The 15,719-nt window shown below is 44.6% G+C and carries 15 protein-coding genes and 1 riboswitch; of the genes, 9 read left to right on the forward strand and 6 right to left on the reverse strand.

The features are described from left to right. Positions 1-195 precede the first annotated feature (195 nt). The 6 genes from MXE28_RS03375 (at position 196) to MXE28_RS03400 (ending at position 5,607) form a co-directional block, all read left to right on the forward strand. Positions 196-795: a hypothetical protein gene (locus MXE28_RS03375; RefSeq protein ID WP_021842325.1), complete on the forward strand. Its 600-nt coding sequence runs from the start codon at positions 196-198 to the stop codon at positions 793-795. Continuing rightward, on the forward strand, positions 773-1,537 hold the full coding sequence (locus MXE28_RS03380) for a YaaA family protein (protein WP_021842324.1): 765 nt from the start codon (positions 773-775) through the stop codon (positions 1,535-1,537). The genes MXE28_RS03375 and MXE28_RS03380 overlap by 23 nt, the downstream gene beginning before the upstream one ends. Positions 1,538-1,615: 78 nt before the next feature. Continuing rightward, positions 1,616-2,734: a [FeFe] hydrogenase H-cluster radical SAM maturase HydE gene (hydE, locus tag MXE28_RS03385; protein ID WP_156704679.1), complete on the forward strand. Its 1,119-nt coding sequence runs from the start codon at positions 1,616-1,618 to the stop codon at positions 2,732-2,734. Between the two features lie 275 nt (positions 2,735-3,009). Continuing rightward, on the forward strand, positions 3,010-3,798 hold the full coding sequence (locus MXE28_RS03390) for a DUF3100 domain-containing protein (protein WP_021842322.1): 789 nt from the start codon (positions 3,010-3,012) through the stop codon (positions 3,796-3,798). Next, the gene (locus tag MXE28_RS03395) at positions 3,798-4,277 is read left to right on the forward strand and encodes a hypothetical protein (RefSeq protein ID WP_021842321.1); all 480 of its coding nucleotides are present in this window, start codon (positions 3,798-3,800) and stop codon (positions 4,275-4,277) included. Before MXE28_RS03390 ends, MXE28_RS03395 begins: the two co-directional genes overlap by 1 nt. Position 4,278: 1 nt before the next feature. Further along, positions 4,279-5,607, forward strand: coding sequence for an amidohydrolase (locus MXE28_RS03400; RefSeq protein WP_247239814.1), 1,329 nt, complete (start codon positions 4,279-4,281; stop codon positions 5,605-5,607). A gap of 108 nt (positions 5,608-5,715) precedes the next feature. On the opposite strand, the gene mscL is transcribed toward MXE28_RS03400, so the two are convergent. The 3 genes from mscL to thiW form a co-directional block, all read right to left on the reverse strand. Continuing rightward, positions 5,716-6,174 (reverse strand): large-conductance mechanosensitive channel protein MscL, encoded by a 459-nt coding sequence (gene mscL, locus MXE28_RS03405; RefSeq protein WP_021842319.1) that lies wholly within the window; start codon positions 6,172-6,174, stop codon positions 5,716-5,718. A 327-nt stretch (positions 6,175-6,501) separates the two neighbouring features. Further along, positions 6,502-7,695, reverse strand: coding sequence for a putative hydroxymethylpyrimidine transporter CytX (gene cytX, locus MXE28_RS03410; protein WP_021842318.1), 1,194 nt, complete (start codon positions 7,693-7,695; stop codon positions 6,502-6,504). 110 nt (positions 7,696-7,805) lie between these two features. Further along, positions 7,806-8,324 (reverse strand): energy coupling factor transporter S component ThiW, encoded by a 519-nt coding sequence (gene thiW, locus MXE28_RS03415; protein ID WP_021842317.1) that lies wholly within the window; start codon positions 8,322-8,324, stop codon positions 7,806-7,808. A 159-nt stretch (positions 8,325-8,483) separates the two neighbouring features. Continuing rightward, a riboswitch (TPP riboswitch) is annotated at positions 8,484-8,591 on the reverse strand. A 123-nt stretch (positions 8,592-8,714) separates the two neighbouring features. On the opposite strand from thiW, the gene MXE28_RS03420 reads away from it, so the two are divergent. Then, the gene (locus MXE28_RS03420; protein ID WP_021842316.1) at positions 8,715-9,257 is read left to right on the forward strand and encodes a GNAT family N-acetyltransferase; all 543 of its coding nucleotides are present in this window, start codon (positions 8,715-8,717) and stop codon (positions 9,255-9,257) included. Between the two features lie 173 nt (positions 9,258-9,430). Here the strand turns inward: MXE28_RS03420 and MXE28_RS03425 are convergent, their stop codons facing one another. Genes MXE28_RS03425 through MXE28_RS03435 form a run of 3 tightly spaced genes read right to left on the reverse strand, consistent with a single transcriptional unit; the run spans position 9,431 to position 13,075 of the window. After that, positions 9,431-11,422 (reverse strand): fructose-specific PTS transporter subunit EIIC, encoded by a 1,992-nt coding sequence (locus MXE28_RS03425; protein WP_021842315.1) that lies wholly within the window; start codon positions 11,420-11,422, stop codon positions 9,431-9,433. 4 nt (positions 11,423-11,426) lie between these two features. Further along, positions 11,427-12,332 (reverse strand): 1-phosphofructokinase, encoded by a 906-nt coding sequence (gene pfkB / locus MXE28_RS03430; protein WP_021842314.1) that lies wholly within the window; start codon positions 12,330-12,332, stop codon positions 11,427-11,429. Continuing rightward, complete coding sequence (locus MXE28_RS03435; protein WP_021842313.1) at positions 12,329-13,075, reverse strand: DeoR/GlpR family DNA-binding transcription regulator; 747 nt, start codon at positions 13,073-13,075, stop codon at positions 12,329-12,331. The genes pfkB and MXE28_RS03435 overlap by 4 nt, the downstream gene beginning before the upstream one ends. 339 nt (positions 13,076-13,414) lie before the next feature. Here MXE28_RS03435 and bioD point away from each other — a divergent pair, with 339 nt between their 5' ends. Further along, a complete protein-coding gene (bioD, locus tag MXE28_RS03440; RefSeq protein WP_021842312.1) occupies positions 13,415-14,107 on the forward strand; it encodes a dethiobiotin synthase in 693 nt (230 codons plus the stop codon). A 160-nt stretch (positions 14,108-14,267) separates the two neighbouring features. Next, entirely contained in the window at positions 14,268-15,620 is a 1,353-nt protein-coding gene (gene bioA / locus MXE28_RS03445) for an adenosylmethionine--8-amino-7-oxononanoate transaminase (RefSeq protein ID WP_021842311.1), read from the forward strand. Positions 15,621-15,719: the final 99 nt, after the last annotated feature.

A 15,719-nucleotide genomic window follows, 5' to 3' on the forward strand; every position in this document is an offset into this window, starting at 1 on the left:
GGTTATACTAAGGACTTTCGCAAATTCTGCGGAAGTCCTTTTGATTTTTGACGAAATATAATGAAAAACATATTATATGGTATTGTCCATGGGGGATATAGAATATTTTAGGTAAAAATGCTATAATTATATGGTTAGAATTAGAAAGAAGCTTGACTGTTTCGATTTAGTGTATTGATGTAGGAGGATCGCGTAATGGCAGAAGTTAAACATTCCGATTATGAAGAAGTTGTAGAAGATGTAGCGGTTCAGTTGTCAGCACAGTTGAAAACGGCCGAATCAGGCTCCGTTATAGATATGTTTTTGAGTGATACCTTAGATCCGGCAGAACAATTCTTGTTCTACGGCGCTTTGGAACAGGCTCTTTTGGAGTACCGCAAAGGTCATAACCAAAAGACTGTATTTATTCGTTTGCAGCCGGAAGGCCTGGCTACTACGGAACCAGTTTCGACGCCGGCTAATGCCTTGTTAGATCGTATTATATTGCACCGCATGGACGAGTTTATGCACGATAAATTATTCATTGAAGAGATTTTCTACAATGGTGAACATATGGTATATTCCGGCATGGATTTAAAAAATCGCCATGTTGTGATTTTGACTGACGGTATTGATGAAGGTTCGCCATATTTGAATGAAGCAATTCATATGTGTAAGGAAATGAAAGCCAAGTATGTTGTAGGCTTGCCAATGATGATTTGGAGTAAAGACTTGCAGGCGCAGTTAGTAGCCGAAGACGAAGCTATGCATGAAGAGGCAGGTATGAGTAAGCATGAAAATACTCCTGTCTCCTAGTAAAACGAAAACCTTGCAGGGCAAGGCTACAGCACCGGTTTTTGCTAAAGCCTTAACCGAAGCCATTGTGGCCCATATGCAAACTTTATCGGCGGAGGCCATCATGAAGGCTCTTAAAGTTAAGGAAGATATGGCGGCTGACTTGGTCGAGTTTTATCAAAACTATGAAACGGCGCCGGAAGGGGCTGCCGCACTCAGCTATTCGGGCCTTGCCTTTAAAAATTTGGCTTGGCAGGATTTGTCTGAAAAAGCACAGGCCTTCGGTAATGACCATGTATGTATTTTATCCGCTTTGTATGGCGTAGTAACGCCGCAGAGTCCGGTTACCGATTATCGGCTCGATTTGGTAGACCGGATTTTTGCCAAAAACGTGATAACCGAGCCGGTAGCTGAAGATCTCCTTAAAGACGCCAAATCACTTTATGATTGCTGGACCGGCAAGGTAACGGCCTATTTTCAAAAGGAAGATTGGCTCTTGAACTTGGCATCCAAGGAATATTCAAAATTAGTGACTCATCCGCATATAGTGACGGTTGAGTTTTTAGAATTAAAACAGGGCGTGTGGAAGCAGCTCAGCACCTCGTCAAAACAGATGCGCGGCCGCCTCGCCCATTATATGATTGCTCATGAATTAACCGAATGGACCGATTTGCCCGCTGAATTGGATGGTTTTGTAAAAGATACGGACCTGCCGGCTACGCTGACAGAGCCGCTTACCGTGGCCTATCGTCGTTCGCAATGAAGACGGTGAAGCCAGCGGATTCACTGATGGGGGCCTATCGTCGTTCGGAATAAATGGAGGAATATGACAGTTCAAAAAATGACAGTACAAGATATACTTAAGAAAGATTTGGTCGGCAATGACACGTTGACCGTCGATGAGTTGCGCTTTTTGATGAGCGTCACCGACGAAGATGATTTGCAGGCTATTTATAAAAAGGCCTATGAAGTTAAGGCTAAATATGTAGATAAGATGGCGTATTATCGCGGTTTGATTGAATTCTCCAATCGCTGTGTGAAAAACTGCGAATATTGCGGCATTCGTCGTGAGAACGATAAAACGGAACGCTTTGATATGAAGCGCGAAGATATTATTAAAATGGCGCAGTGGGCCTATGACCATGAGTACGGCTCCATTACCTTGCAGTCTGGCGAGCGCAGTGATGCGGCCTTCGTGGACTATGTAGTAGACTTAATTCGTGAAATTAAATCTATCGGCGACGGCTCCTTGGGGATTACCATGTGTGTCGGTGAGCAGACTGAAGAAAGTTATCGCCGCATGGTGGAAGCGGGTGCCAGTCGTTACTTGCTTCGTATTGAAACAAGTAATCCGGAATTATATAAGAAAATCCACCCGAATGATGAACTCCATTCTTTTGAAACGCGCGTTAACTGTTTAAAGAGTCTTCGCAAAGTGGGCTTCCAGGTGGGCACCGGGGTTATGATCGGTCTTCCTCATCAGACGGAAGAAGATTTGGTGAATGATATTCTCTTCTACCGTGATATGGATATCGACATGATCGGTATGGGACCATATGTGGTACATCATGACACCCCACTCGGTCAAGAAGCATTGGCCATGGGGATTGATGATGAAGCGGGTAAAAAACGTCGTATTCAGCTGGGGCTCAAGATGATTGCGTTGACCCGCTTATTCTTAAAAGACGTTAATATCGCGGCTACCACAGCCCTACAGGCCCTCGATAAATTGGGACGTGAAAAAGGTCTTGCGGCCGGCGCCAATATTTTGATGCCGATTATTACGATTCCGGAACACCGTGCCAAGTACTTACTCTACGATAACAAACCTTGCGTAGACGATAATGCCGATAAATGTAAGGATTGCTTGACTCGCCGCGTTATGTCCATCGGTGATATGGTTGGCTGGAAACAAAACGGCGACTCTAAGCATTACGGTAAACGTACGGGCTTATTTTAAATTATTAATAAGAATTTTATAAAATCCCGATTGTCATAGAAAACATAAGGGAGAATTGTAAAATTGATAATTATATATTTAAAAAATAAATAAATAGTTAAAACAGGTAATAATGCGTGCATTATTACCTGTTTTTATTTTTAGACTTATCAAGAACTATTACAAATTTATCAAGTACCATTACAAAATAATATAAGTCAAAATATGATTTATAGCGTATAATTGGTGTGTGTAGTTTTTATATGTATTTTTGTTTTCTTCTGGAGGACAAGGTTATGGGATTATTAAAAAACTGGAAGATTCATCTGCTGTGTTTGCTGATTACGTTGGTGGCGGAGGGGATAGGCATCCAAAAATTCGGCATTGTTGTATTTTTGCCACTGTTATATTCTTTGGTAATCGGTCTTGTTATTTCAATTCCTAAACTTAAGATTGTTACGGAAGAGCAAATGGTAGCAGCTACTGATTATCTGAATATTTCAATTATGATTTTGATGACCAAGATTGGTCTTGGCATCGGGCCTAATTTGCATATCATAATGAATTCCGGTTGGGCTTTGATTTTACAAGAGTTGGGTCACTTCTTCGGAACCATTGTTCTCGGTTTGCCAATCGCCCTCTTAGTGGGTATGCGTCGTGAAGCGGTAGGGGCTTGTTACTCCATTGACCGTGAAGCCAATGTGGCGATTATTATTGACCGCTACGGATTCCATTCACCGGAAGGTCGCGGCGTTATGGGCATGTACATTTGCGGTACTTTATTTGGTGCTATGTGGATTTCCGTATTGGCCGGCATGATTGCTCAACTAGGCTGGTTCCATCCGATAGCCCTCGCTATGGGTGCCGGTATCGGTAGTGCCAGTATGATGGCGGCTGCCACCGGATCCATCGTGGCAGTACATCCTGAATTTGAACGTGAAATTATGGCCATGGCAGGGGCTGCCAACTTATTAACCAGTGTTGTGGGCGTATACTTCAGTTTATTTGTATCGTTGCCGATTATGGAACGCTTATACGGCTTCTGTGCCCGTGTATTACGTCATGATTCTGAGGAGGTGCGCTAATGAGTACGGAAAAAACTATGACCTTACAGGAAAAAATAATTCAATTCTTGGTAGTTGTTATTATAGCGGCTGTGATTACAGCGGCCGGTAATATTTTAGACGGTAAGCATGCCTTCGGACCGAGTTTGGTAGGCTGTTTTGTATTGGCCGGTATCGCTTTTGCCGGTGCCGTGCTTTCGTATTTGCCGGGATTTAAAAAATTACCGATGGTATTCTGGGTTTCTATTTTAGGCGTTATTTTATCGATTCCGGGCGTACCGGGTAGTGACTGGATTACCAAACAAGCGGCTCAGGTTACCTTCTTAGCCACAACAACACCGGTATTGGCGTATGCCGGTTTGTCCTTGGGCAAGGATTTAGGCGCTTTTAAACAATTGTCGTGGCGTATTGTTCCGGTTGCCTTAGCCGTTGCGGCAGGGACCTTCGTTTGTGCCGCTTTAGTAGCACAAGTAGTTTTATATTGGGAGGGCGTAATTTAACATGAGTGGATTAACTAAAATAGAAGTAAAAGAACGAGTCTGTGCAGCCATTGAGAAGGCGATGCCAAGATTAATGGAAATTGCCGAAACTATTATGGCAGCTCCTGAATTGGGCTATAAAGAAAATAAAACAACGGCCTTTGTACAGCAGTTGTTTACAGAGTTTAATATTCCGTTTACGACCGGCCATGCTTTGACCGGGGTGAAGGGCCGTTTAAAAGGTAAAAGCGATGCTTATCGCGTTGCCATGATTGGTGAATTGGATGCCATCATTTGCCCTAAACATCCGCGCGCCGATGAAGTGACCGGTGCGGCTCATTGTTGCGGCCATAATGTACAGATTGCCAATATGTTGGCCGTGGCCATCGGTTTGCAGGCCGAAGGTGTTTTGCCGGAGTTAAACGGTGAAGTTGTTATTTTTGCCGTACCGGCTGAAGAATATGTAGAAATTGACTATCGCAATAAATTGCGCGAAGAAGGCAAAATTAAGTATTTAGGCGGCAAGCAGCAGCTTATCTATGAAGGCGCTTTTGACGATATTGATATGGCTATGCAAATGCATGTGGAAACAGCGCACACCGAAGGCGGTGAAATGGGCTTGGGCTCTACATCGAATGGCTTTATCGGTAAGTTGATTAATTATCACGGTAAAGCGGCTCATGCAGCCGGCGCCCCTCACGAAGGTGTCAATGCATTGCAAGCCGCTATGATGGGGGTTATGGGAGTCAATGCCATTCGTGATACCTTCAAAGAAAGCGACTATGTGCGGTTCCATCCGATTATTAACAGTGGCGGCAGCTTAGTAAATGTAGTGCCTGATTATGTGGCTATGGAAAGCTATGTGCGGGCGGCCAATGTAGAGGCCATGATAGCGGCTAATAAACGCGTTAATCGCGCTCTCAAGGCCGGTGCCGATGCAGTGGGTGCAACTTGCGAAATCAACGATTTACCGGGCTATTTGCCGATGCGTAATGATGCCATTATGAATGAGTTTTTAAAAGAAAATTCCATTCCATTATTTGGCGAGGCTAATGTAATTCAAGGCGAACACATGGCCGGTAGTACGGATATGGGCGATGTAGCGCATATTATACCGGTTATTCATCCGTGGGTTGGCTGTATTGAAGGCGTTCTTCACGGTGCCAATTACAAGATTTCCATTCCTGAAGTAGCCTATACCAAAACTGCGCAAGCTTTGGCCATGACCATTGTTGACTTGCTATATGGCGACGGTGAAGGGGCTAAGAAAGTGCAGGATAATTACAAACCTGTATTCACTAAGGACGAGTACATTAAATTAATGGACAGCATTAGTGAAGGTGAAAAATAATTATTAATATTTAAAACGAGCGAGAGCGACGAACTGTTAAGTCCGTCGCTCTCTTTGTCCATTACGAGGCAAGCTCTTCGATAATGTGGGATTTTTTTGGATGGCCAATTAGCTGGCTTTAACTTCCGGTGTCAATTCAGAAGTACAATGCGGACAACGCGTTGCTTCTTCGTCTACGTCCTGTTTACAGAATGGGCAAGTACGCATTGGTTTAACCGGTGCTTCTTTTTTAGGATATAGATTGTTGATTTGTTTGATTACTAAGTAAATCGCAAATGCTACGATGAGGAATTGAACTACCGCATTCAAGAAGCTACCGTAAGCGATAACCGGAATACCGGCTGCTTTAGCTTCAGCCAAAGTAGCTGCCTGCTGGCCGTTCAAGCTGATGAAGAAATCGGAGAAATCGATACCGCCTAAAAGTAAACCGATCGGTGGCATGATGATGTCGCTAACTAAGGAAGATACAATCTTACCGAAAGCAGCGCCGATAACAACACCGACTGCCAAGTCAATTACATTGCCGCGCAATGCAAAATCTTTAAAACCTCTTAAAAAATCGTTCATGGATATACGCCCCTGTCTAAAAACTTATACACAGCCACTTTGGCTGTTTACTTATAGTTGTCGGTCATTATGATTTATGATAGTTAATACCGACTTATTATTGCAAATTCAGTATAGCATAGAACGAGAGCAGTGTATATATAAAATATCGATTTTTTTGAAACTAATTATAGAAATTCGATATTTTAGTAAAATGTACTATTATTTAAGCCAGTGTAAAGTAAATTTGTGCCCCGAAATATAAATTTAGGCTATTATAAATATGGTTTGCCGGAAATAAGAATGAAAAAGAGCTCTGAATCAGTCGTGACTCAAAGCTCTTTTTTATTAATCTTGAATTTTACCGGTAAAACGGCCGACGATGTATGTCAGAACTGCAATGACAATCATAACCGGGAATGTGGTTCCCAAAGGTGTTTCATAGGTCATCACATTTCTGTATAAGACAAACCCGACTAACCAAAGAATCAGGTTGGGAAGGTAAAATTTACGCCCAGATGCATCCTGCTTAAGGAGAAAGTATTGGGTAAAGAGAATCGCGATCATGGGCGTGAAAACCGAACCGATGAGGAACAAGAAGTTCTCATATTCTGTCATAGGTACTAAAATGGCTAATACAATGCCGAGTACCGTGAGGCTGATAGCCGTTGTTTTTTCAGACAATTTCGGAAAAATGCTGACAAAGCTGACACCGGCGGAAAACGCATCGAGATACGTTGTCGTTACGGTGGCAAAGATAATGATTAATAAAGGCCAGAGGCCGAGCCCCGTTTTTAACATAACGGCGGCAATGTCTGTTTCGCCGGCATAAATAGCGGATCCGAGACCGATAATATACATCCAAATGCTGACAATGGTATATGTTAAGGTACTCACTACCGTGGCTGCTACGGGGCGTTTGGCTGTACGTGTATAGTCAGACACGAGCGGTAACCACGATAACGGCATGGCAGCGGCCAGTTCAACGGCGGCACCGAAGGAAAGACCTTGGTCTTCCGTTAACTGTAAAGCACCGGCCACGGCTGAGGACGGATCAAAAATAATGAAACTGAGCCAAATGGTAAGGCAGAATAAGAGTGCTACGGCTACGAGGTTTAAACGGGTAAGATTACTGTAACCGAGGACGAGCCAAAGAATGATGAGAACGCCGATTACGAGGGACCAAACGGCAGTACCCCAAGGTAAAATCGCATTGGTAGCGGCGGCGCCGGTAATAATCATGACGGTAGTCCAACCGATTAATTGCAGTACGTTGGCCAAGGCAAAGCCGGACGCTCCTTGACGGCCAAAGCCGATACGAACGGTTTCCATGGCACTGCGGCGCGTGTTGGCACCGATGAGACCGGCTAAGAAAAATAGAAAACCGCCGATAATATGGCCCAGCAAAATGGCAATGACGCCTTGCTCAAAGCCGAGTGGTGCGAATAACGTGCCTGTAAAAATTTCGGCAATGGATAAGGCGGCGCCAAACCATAAAAGACCGTGAGATAATAATTTCGTTTCAGAAGTAGCTGTACTCATAGAATACCCTTTCTCCGGCATCAAGGGACCATAGGCGGCCAACCGACAATCGGCGCTTTCAGCTATGCTGAGGCGTCAACAAGGGCTTAGGCACGGTCTATAGATTAGGCCTACTGATGCTGTTTTAATTGCGCTAAGGCTCCGGTGCTGCGTAATGTATAGAGCAAAATCCCTGCCAATAGGGAGCCACCTATGGTAGAAATCAAAAAAGGAACCACATAGGTATAAAACGCAATTTGACCGGCCGATTTACCCAAAACGATAATGGCCAGCGGGTAGGCAGAAAGACCGCCAAGAATGCCGGTACCAAATACTTCGGCTAAGAGCGTTAAGAATAGATTGCCGGTACGATTATAGACAATGCCGGCCAAGAGGGCACCCCACATACTGCCCGGAAAGGCGAGTACACTGCCAAGGCCCGTAACGAGACGCAAAGTGCTGGCGCAAAAAGCTACGCCCACCCCGTAATAGCGACCCAATAATACGGCGCAAAGAATGTTAATCATATGTTGTACGGGGGCACATTTACTGATGCCAACGGGAAAGGAAAAGGTGCTGCCTACTACGGCTACGGCCACTAAAATACCGGCCATGGTTACTTTTTTTACATTACTGGTAGATTCGTTCATTACAAACTCCTGTAGCGGTCGAGACTTACTGGTCTCCTCTCACGCCGGAACACGGCTTCCCTTCGCTGTAATGACAGCTGTCGGGCGCTCCCCCGCCAGCCGGTCTGTTTTGACAGACAGCATAAAAAAACAGAGGCACCAATACGGTGCCTCCGTGAGAAAGTCGCTATAACATCTTCCTACGACGGCATTATCCGTACAGGTATAAGGGTCGAAGTTTGATGACTTCCTCTCAGCCTACGTTCATAAGCTCCCCTGAATTTTCTAACGTGATTATAGCACAGGCGGCGCATGCTTGCAATGTTTTATTGTCAGACCGTTTGAAAATAGGGTGAGAATGTTTTATAATAAAGCGGATATATTACACCTGAAAAAGGAGGGGGAGATACTATGAATATCGATGTTTTACCGATTGGGGCGGACGATGTGAAAACATTGCGCGACTTATCGATGAGAACATTTTCAGAAACATTTAGGGATGAGTACACTGACGAAGAGTTCGACACCTATTTTAATACCTCGTTGGCGGAAGCAACGTTACAAGCGGAGCTAACTGATTCCGAATCACAACACTTTTTTGCCGTAGTAGACGGCCAGCCGGTCGGTTTTTTGAAAGTTAATGTAGGCCGTGCGCAAACTGAGCAGGAATTGCCACATGGTTTTGAAGTACAGCGTATTTACGTATTGGCTGATTACCAAGGACTCGGCCTTGGTAAACTTCTCTTTGAAAAGGCTCTGCAATTAGCGACCCAAACAGACTGTGATTATGTTTGGCTCGGTGTGTGGGAACATAACTACAAAGCTCAGAAATTTTATGCTAAATTCGGTTTTGAAAAATTCGGGGAGCATACCTTTGTGGTAGGTGATTCGAACGATACGGATTGGCTCTTGCGTCGTTCGGTGGCAAGTATCCGTGAAGAATTGAACAAATAGAGTTTTCATGCGACTTAAATTATTCAAGTCTGCCTGAATGATCAAGTGAGATTAAAATTTAATAGGCAATATGGCAATACCCCTGAATCCATAGGACTCAGGGGTATTTTTATAAGGGTTAGGCATTGCGTGTAAAAATTTTATGCATGAGGTTATTGTCTATTAGCCGGATATTAGGCTTTTAACGGTTTTTTCAAAATAGCCAATAATAAAGCGGTCACAACAGAGCCTACTAAGATAGCCAATAAGTACATGAGCGGGTTGCCGATGGTAGGTACTACGAAAATACCGCCATGTGGAGCGCGCAAGGTACATTCAAAGGCCATGGATAAAGCACCGGCTACAGCTGCCCCAACGATACAGGATGGAATTACGCGAACCGGATCGGCTGCGGCGAATGGAATAGCTCCTTCGGTGATGAAGGAGAAGCCCATAACATAGTTGGTAATACCGGATTTACGTTCAGCCGGAGTGAAGCGATTAGGGAAGAACGTTGTGCAAAGGGCGATAGCCAATGGAGGCACCATACCGCCGGCCATAACGGCCGCCATAACACCGTATTCGCCGGTAGCGAGAAGACCTGTGCCGATTACATAAGCCGCTTTATTTACCGGACCACCCATATCAACGGCCATCATGCCGGCAAAGATGATACCGATAACGATACGGCTGCTGGTGTCCATGCTCTTCAAGGCGTTCATCAAGCCTTCGTTAAGTGCACCAACAGGTGGGTTAATAATGAAGGTAATGATGATACCCATGAAGAGTACCCCCAATACCGGATAGAGTAAAACCGGTTTGATACCTTCCAAAGATTGTGGTAAGCCGGAGAAAACTCGTTTTAATAAGAGCATGAGATAACCGGCCACAAAACCTGCCAAGAGGGCGCCGAGGAAACCGGAACCGCCTGCGTTGGCGAGATAACCGCCGACGAAACCGACGGCAAGACCCGGACGGTCGGCAATACTCATGCCGATGAAACCGGCTAAGACCGGCAACATGAAGCTGAAGGAGGCACCGCCGATTTTCATGAAGAAGGCGGCCAGTTCCGTACCGGAACCGAATTTACTTGGGTCGGCCGGATTGAAGTCGTCGAATAAGAAGGCGAGGGCAATAAGGATACCGCCGCCAATAACGAACGGTAACATATGGGATACGCCGTTCATCAAATGTTTGTAAATCTGGCGACCGAAGCTGTCTTGGGCGGTAATGGCATTTTTGTCGGCTTTTTCTTCGCCTGCTTCGAAGATTGGCGCCTTGCCGGACGTTGCTTCTTCCAATAATTCTTTGGCTTTATTGATGCCGTCGGCTACTTTTACCTGAATGAGCGGTTTGCCGTTAAAACGCTCCATAGGAACGCTCTTGTCGGCTGCCACAATGATACATTCCGCATTTTTGATGTCTTCGGCGGTGATGGCGTCTTTAACGCCGGCTGCACCGTTTTGTTCTACTTTAATGGTAATGCCCATGTCAGCAGCTGTGCGGGTTAAGGCTTCAGCGGCCATAGCGGTATGAGCGATGCCGGTAGGGCAAGCGGTTACTGCTAGTACGCGATAAGAGCCGTCGGCAGCTTTAGCCGGCATTGCTTTTGGTGCTTTTGCCGGTTGTTGAGCCTCTTGTTTAGCGTTAGGCGCAGCGGTAGCGGCTGTGGTTACGTTTTGTTCCACAATAGCTAATGCTTCCGTTTCTGTCATTTTCGGTTTGAATTGGTCTGCTTCTTTTACATCAATTAAAGCGAGGAATCCTTCAACGGTTTGTGCTTTGATGAGCGCTTCTTTAAATTCGGGATCCATGATGAGGGTTGCTAAGTTGGCAAGAACCTGCACATGGGTATCGGCTTGCCCTTCCGGGGCGGCAATCATGAAAAATAGGCGGGTCGGTTCGCCGTCCAGGCTTTCGAAGTCCATGCCTTCCGGCACCGTCATAGCGGATAGGCCCGGTGCTTTTACGCCGATACTTTTAGCATGCGGGGTAGCAAGCCCCATGCCGAGACCGGTGGAGCCGGATTCTTCACGAATCAATACATCTTTGATGTACTGTTCTTTATTTTTTAAATTACCGCTTGCATCCATCAATTCGGCCAGTTGGCGAATGGCGATATCTTTGTTGGTCGGATGGGCGTTCAATTGAATTGATTGCTTCTGTAGTAAATCCGTAATTTTCATGATATTACTCCTTCTCCAATAATGCTTCTACTTGTTCACGATTTGCGAGCCACTCTTCAAAGGCGGACGCTGAACCGGCGGCGACGCCCATAGCCAGGGCTTTGTCATATTGGCCATCCGATTCGATATAGCCGGCCAAGAAACCGGCCACCATGGAATCACCGGAACCTACGGAATTGACGAGTTTGCCTTTCGGTACGGGGCTGGTTCGTACCTCGCCGTTAGCATCAACTAATACGGCTCCGTCAGCGGCTCTTGATACGAGGACGTTCTGAGCACCTTTGGCCTGTAATTGGCGGGCGGCTTCGATGATGTCTTTTTCCGTTGTAAATTTTGTATGGAATACACTTTCTAATTCGTGATGATTCGGCTTAATTAAAAACGGTTTTAAATCGAGTACATTCATGAGTAAATCTTGGGTGGCATCGACGATGATGCGAATATTGCGAGCGCTGAGGCGCTCCATGATATCACGATAGGTTGTTTCCGGAAGTCCTTTGGGAATGCTGCCGGAGAGAACTAAGGTATCACCGCTCTCTAACGTATCAAGCTGTTTGTAGAGCTTAGCCATGGCGTCTTCGGTGATAACCGGACCTTGCGCATTGATTTCTGTTTCACCGTTGCTCTTTAATTTCACATTGATGCGGGAATACCCTTTTTCAAGTCGAATAAAGGCTTCTTCACAACCTTCTTCGCGCAGTTGACGAACGATTTCATCGCCCGTAAAACCGGCAATGAAGCCTAAGGCTGTGTTCTCGTGGCCTAAATGACGCAACATAATGGATACATTAATCCCTTTACCGCCGGCTACGATGAAGTCTTCATAGGTGCGATTAACGCCGTTTGCTTCAAAGCCGTTAACGCGCATGACATAGTCGAGGGACGGATTAAAAGTAACCGTGTAAATCATGGCTCTACCTCCTTAATTTCAGTATAGTTATGATAAGCACCTTTTACTTTAGTTGTAATAATCGTTGCACTTTCCAATGGGGCAAACGTAACAGACGATATTTTGTCAAATTTTGACGAATCACAAAGTACGTAAGCACGATGACATTTATGAATCGCTTTGGCTTTGATAGCTGCTTCGGCCGGATCCGGTGTACTGAAACCGCCTTTTATGCTGACGCCGTTGGTTCCGAAGAAGCCTTTGGTAAAATTAAAAACATCTAATTGTTGTAAAGCTGTGTCGCCAATGATGGCACCGGTAACCGCTTTTACCTGACCACCAAGGAGAATGACACGACGATAACGGGCTGCCAGCGCTGCTGCATGAGATGTGCCGTTTGTGACAAAGGTTACATTTTTAGCATTTACAAAAGGTAACATCATTTCCGTCGTGGTGCCTGCATCGATAAAGACGAAGTCGTGCTCTTCAATGAGAGTGGCTGCTGCTTGGGCAATCGCCGTTTTTTCATCAGTAAACAAATTGGCTTTCGTCGACATATCGGGTTCGGTGGTGAAATAGTCTACATCGCAACTTACAGCGCCGCCGTGCACCTTTTGTAGTAAGCCCTTCTGATGCAGTTCGGTTAAATCGCGACGAATCGTGGCCGCGGAGGAATCAAGGTCTTGCACCAACTCCTGTACGGTAACGGCCCGTTTAGTCCGTAACCGTTCGAGAATTAAGGATTGCCGTTCTTCTGATAGCATGGGAATCTCCTCTGTGTAACATCACATATATTTTATTAATTATATTAGTATTTTGCTTAATTATGGTTTATCTTAACTATAATATAATCATAATCGCTCATTTAGTCAATGATGAATGACGTTTTTTGAACAAATGTAATCAATAGTGGTAAAAACGATGATTGAATGCCTTTTGGGTATATTAAAAATGCAATTTTTAAAAATCTTTCGATTAAATTATAAACCATACTAAAATGGTTCGAGTTGACAATAACCCCTTGGCGTGATTAAATTAAATCAAAATCAATTTGTTAACCACGTGTTAACAAATAGGGTAATAATAGAGGAAGGGATGTTATTATGGCACAACTCGAATCAAAGAGTAAGGGCTTATTTGTATTGGGCACGGGAACGGATATCGGCAAGACATTCATTACCGGCCTTTTGGTGAAAACATTGCGAGACGGTCAATATAAGGCCGGTTATTATAAAGCGGCGGTCAGTGGTGCGCCGTCAATTGCAGCCAGTGATGCGGGTTATGTGAAAAAAGTGGCCGGCATTGATGTACCGGACGAAGATTTATTATCTTATTTATATGATCATGCCGTATCGCCTCATTTGGCAGCTCAATGGGAAGGTCATCCTCTTGAAAAAGCCGTAGTAGAAGCGGCTTTTGCGAAAGCAAAAGAAAACTTCGAATACGTCACCATGGAAGGTAGCGGTGGCATTATGTGTCCATTGCGCTATGATGAAACGGCACATATTTTTCTGGAAGACGTTATCCAATGGTTCAATTTGCCGACCTTGTTGGTAGCTCATGCCGGATTGGGTACGATTAATGCTACGGTCTTGACCATCGAATACTTGCGGGCTCGTAATATTCCGGTTAAAGGGGTTATTTTAAACTTCTATACGGATAGCCCGATGGAACGGGATAATAAGCTGATGATTGAAGAATTAACGGGCGTACCGGTAATTGCTTGCGTACCGGAAGGGGCTAAGGACTTAGGTGTTTCCGCGGATACGTTAGCCGCCTTATATGACGAAGTGTAAGCAATATTTTTTTCAAACAGCAACATGTAAGGGTTATATATAAGTTTTTACATATTAAGTTAGGTTACGTATTAGTTAAGTTAGGCGCGTATCAGGCTGCGAATACAGTTAACATACGTAATGATTAGGTATAGGTATTTAGAGGTAAAAGGAGTTCAACATGAGTTCACAGGTGTGGGTTGAAAGAGATTTAGCGCATATTTGGCATCCTTGTTCACAAATGAAGGATTATGAAACATTGCCGCCCATTGTTATTGACCATGGCAAAGGTTCGTATTTATATGATGTAGACGGCAATGAATATATCGATATTATCAGCTCTTGGTGGTGTAATTTATTGGGGCACTGCAATCCGAAAATCAATGCGTCCATCAAAAAACAGCTGGATACATTGGAACATGTTATTTTTGCTAATTTGAGTCATAAACCGGCTATTACCTTGGCGGAAGAGTTGACTAAAGTATTGCCAAAAGGACTCAACAAATTACATTTTAACGACAATGGCTCCGGTGCCGTTGAATGCGCTCTTAAAGTGGCTTTCCAGTATCAATATCAAACGGGGCATCCGGAACGTCAGAAATTCATGTGTCTCACTGAAAGTTATCACGGGGAAACCATGGGTGCTTTGGCTGTTGGCAGTATGGATTTATTTGCTAAAATGTATCAGCCAATGCTGATGGAAACAATCCATACGGAAGCGCCGGATTGTTTCCGTTGCCCATATAATAAGACGCGTGAAACCTGTGGCTGCGAATGTTTCGAGCATATGGAAGAAAATTTCGCCAAACATAGTCATGAATTGGCGGCTGTTATTGTGGAACCAATCGTACAGGGCTGTGCGGGTATGCGTATCTATCCGCCATTGTATTTGAAAAAATTACGTGCTCTTTGCGATGAATACGGCGTCCTTCTTATTGCGGATGAAATTGCCACCGGTTTTGGCCGTACGGGCAAAATGTTTGCGTGCGACCATGCCGGCATTACACCGGATATCATGACCATTTCCAAAGCCTTGACCGCCGGTTATATGCCGATGTCCATCATGGCTGTTACCGATAAGATTTATGATGCCTTCTATGCCGATTATTTCGAGTACAAAGCGTTTATGCACAGTCATACCTATGCGGGCAATCCATTGGGGTGTTCAGCTGCGCTGGCTACTTTGGATATTTTGCAAAACGACGGTGTCTTAGCGGCGGCGCAAGATAAAGCGGTCTTCTTGCACAATGCCTTGGAAGATGCATTGGGTAAACATCCGAATGTGGGTGAAATTCGTCATATCGGACTCATTAATGCCATTGAATTGGTTAAAGATCCGGCAACGAAAGAACCATTGCCAAGCAAAGCACGTACAGGCTATCAGATATACAAAAAAGCATTGGACCATGGTTTATTGCTTCGTCCATTGGGTGATGTGCTCTACTTCAATCCGCCGCTCAATACGGATAATAAGACATTGACTGATGCCATAGATCGTACGGTGGAATCCTTTGCCGATGTATTAGGAAAATGAGAGGCCCCCATATTAGGTAAATGAGAGGCCGATATATTATGAAAATGAGATTATATCTCAAGATAATATGCATCTGAAAATAGGCTATTATTCGTAATT

Origin of the sequence: Veillonella sp. KGMB01456, from assembly GCF_023051165.1 — a bacterium.
In the GTDB taxonomy this organism is placed as follows: Bacteria; Bacillota; Negativicutes; order Veillonellales; family Veillonellaceae; genus Veillonella_A.

Bases quoted from the DNA above. Each gene is read 5' to 3' on its own strand.
- MXE28_RS03375 (WP_021842325.1), top strand. From the start codon at position 196: ATGGCAGAAGTTAAACATTCCGATTATGAAGAAGTTGTAGAAGATGTA.
- MXE28_RS03380 (WP_021842324.1), top strand. From the start codon at position 773: ATGAAAATACTCCTGTCTCCTAGTAAAACGAAAACCTTGCAGGGCAAG.
- hydE (WP_156704679.1), top strand. From the start codon at position 1,616: ATGACAGTACAAGATATACTTAAGAAAGATTTGGTCGGCAATGACACG.
- MXE28_RS03390 (WP_021842322.1), top strand. From the start codon at position 3,010: ATGGGATTATTAAAAAACTGGAAGATTCATCTGCTGTGTTTGCTGATT.
- MXE28_RS03395 (WP_021842321.1), top strand. From the start codon at position 3,798: ATGAGTACGGAAAAAACTATGACCTTACAGGAAAAAATAATTCAATTC.
- MXE28_RS03400 (WP_247239814.1), top strand. From the start codon at position 4,279: ATGAGTGGATTAACTAAAATAGAAGTAAAAGAACGAGTCTGTGCAGCC.
- mscL (WP_021842319.1), bottom strand. From the start codon at position 6,174: ATGAACGATTTTTTAAGAGGTTTTAAAGATTTTGCATTGCGCGGCAAT.
- cytX (WP_021842318.1), bottom strand. From the start codon at position 7,695: ATGAGTACAGCTACTTCTGAAACGAAATTATTATCTCACGGTCTTTTA.
- thiW (WP_021842317.1), bottom strand. From the start codon at position 8,324: ATGAACGAATCTACCAGTAATGTAAAAAAAGTAACCATGGCCGGTATT.
- MXE28_RS03420 (WP_021842316.1), top strand. From the start codon at position 8,715: ATGAATATCGATGTTTTACCGATTGGGGCGGACGATGTGAAAACATTG.
- MXE28_RS03425 (WP_021842315.1), bottom strand. From the start codon at position 11,422: ATGAAAATTACGGATTTACTACAGAAGCAATCAATTCAATTGAACGCC.
- pfkB (WP_021842314.1), bottom strand. From the start codon at position 12,332: ATGATTTACACGGTTACTTTTAATCCGTCCCTCGACTATGTCATGCGC.
- MXE28_RS03435 (WP_021842313.1), bottom strand. From the start codon at position 13,075: ATGCTATCAGAAGAACGGCAATCCTTAATTCTCGAACGGTTACGGACT.
- bioD (WP_021842312.1), top strand. From the start codon at position 13,415: ATGGCACAACTCGAATCAAAGAGTAAGGGCTTATTTGTATTGGGCACG.
- bioA (WP_021842311.1), top strand. From the start codon at position 14,268: ATGAGTTCACAGGTGTGGGTTGAAAGAGATTTAGCGCATATTTGGCAT.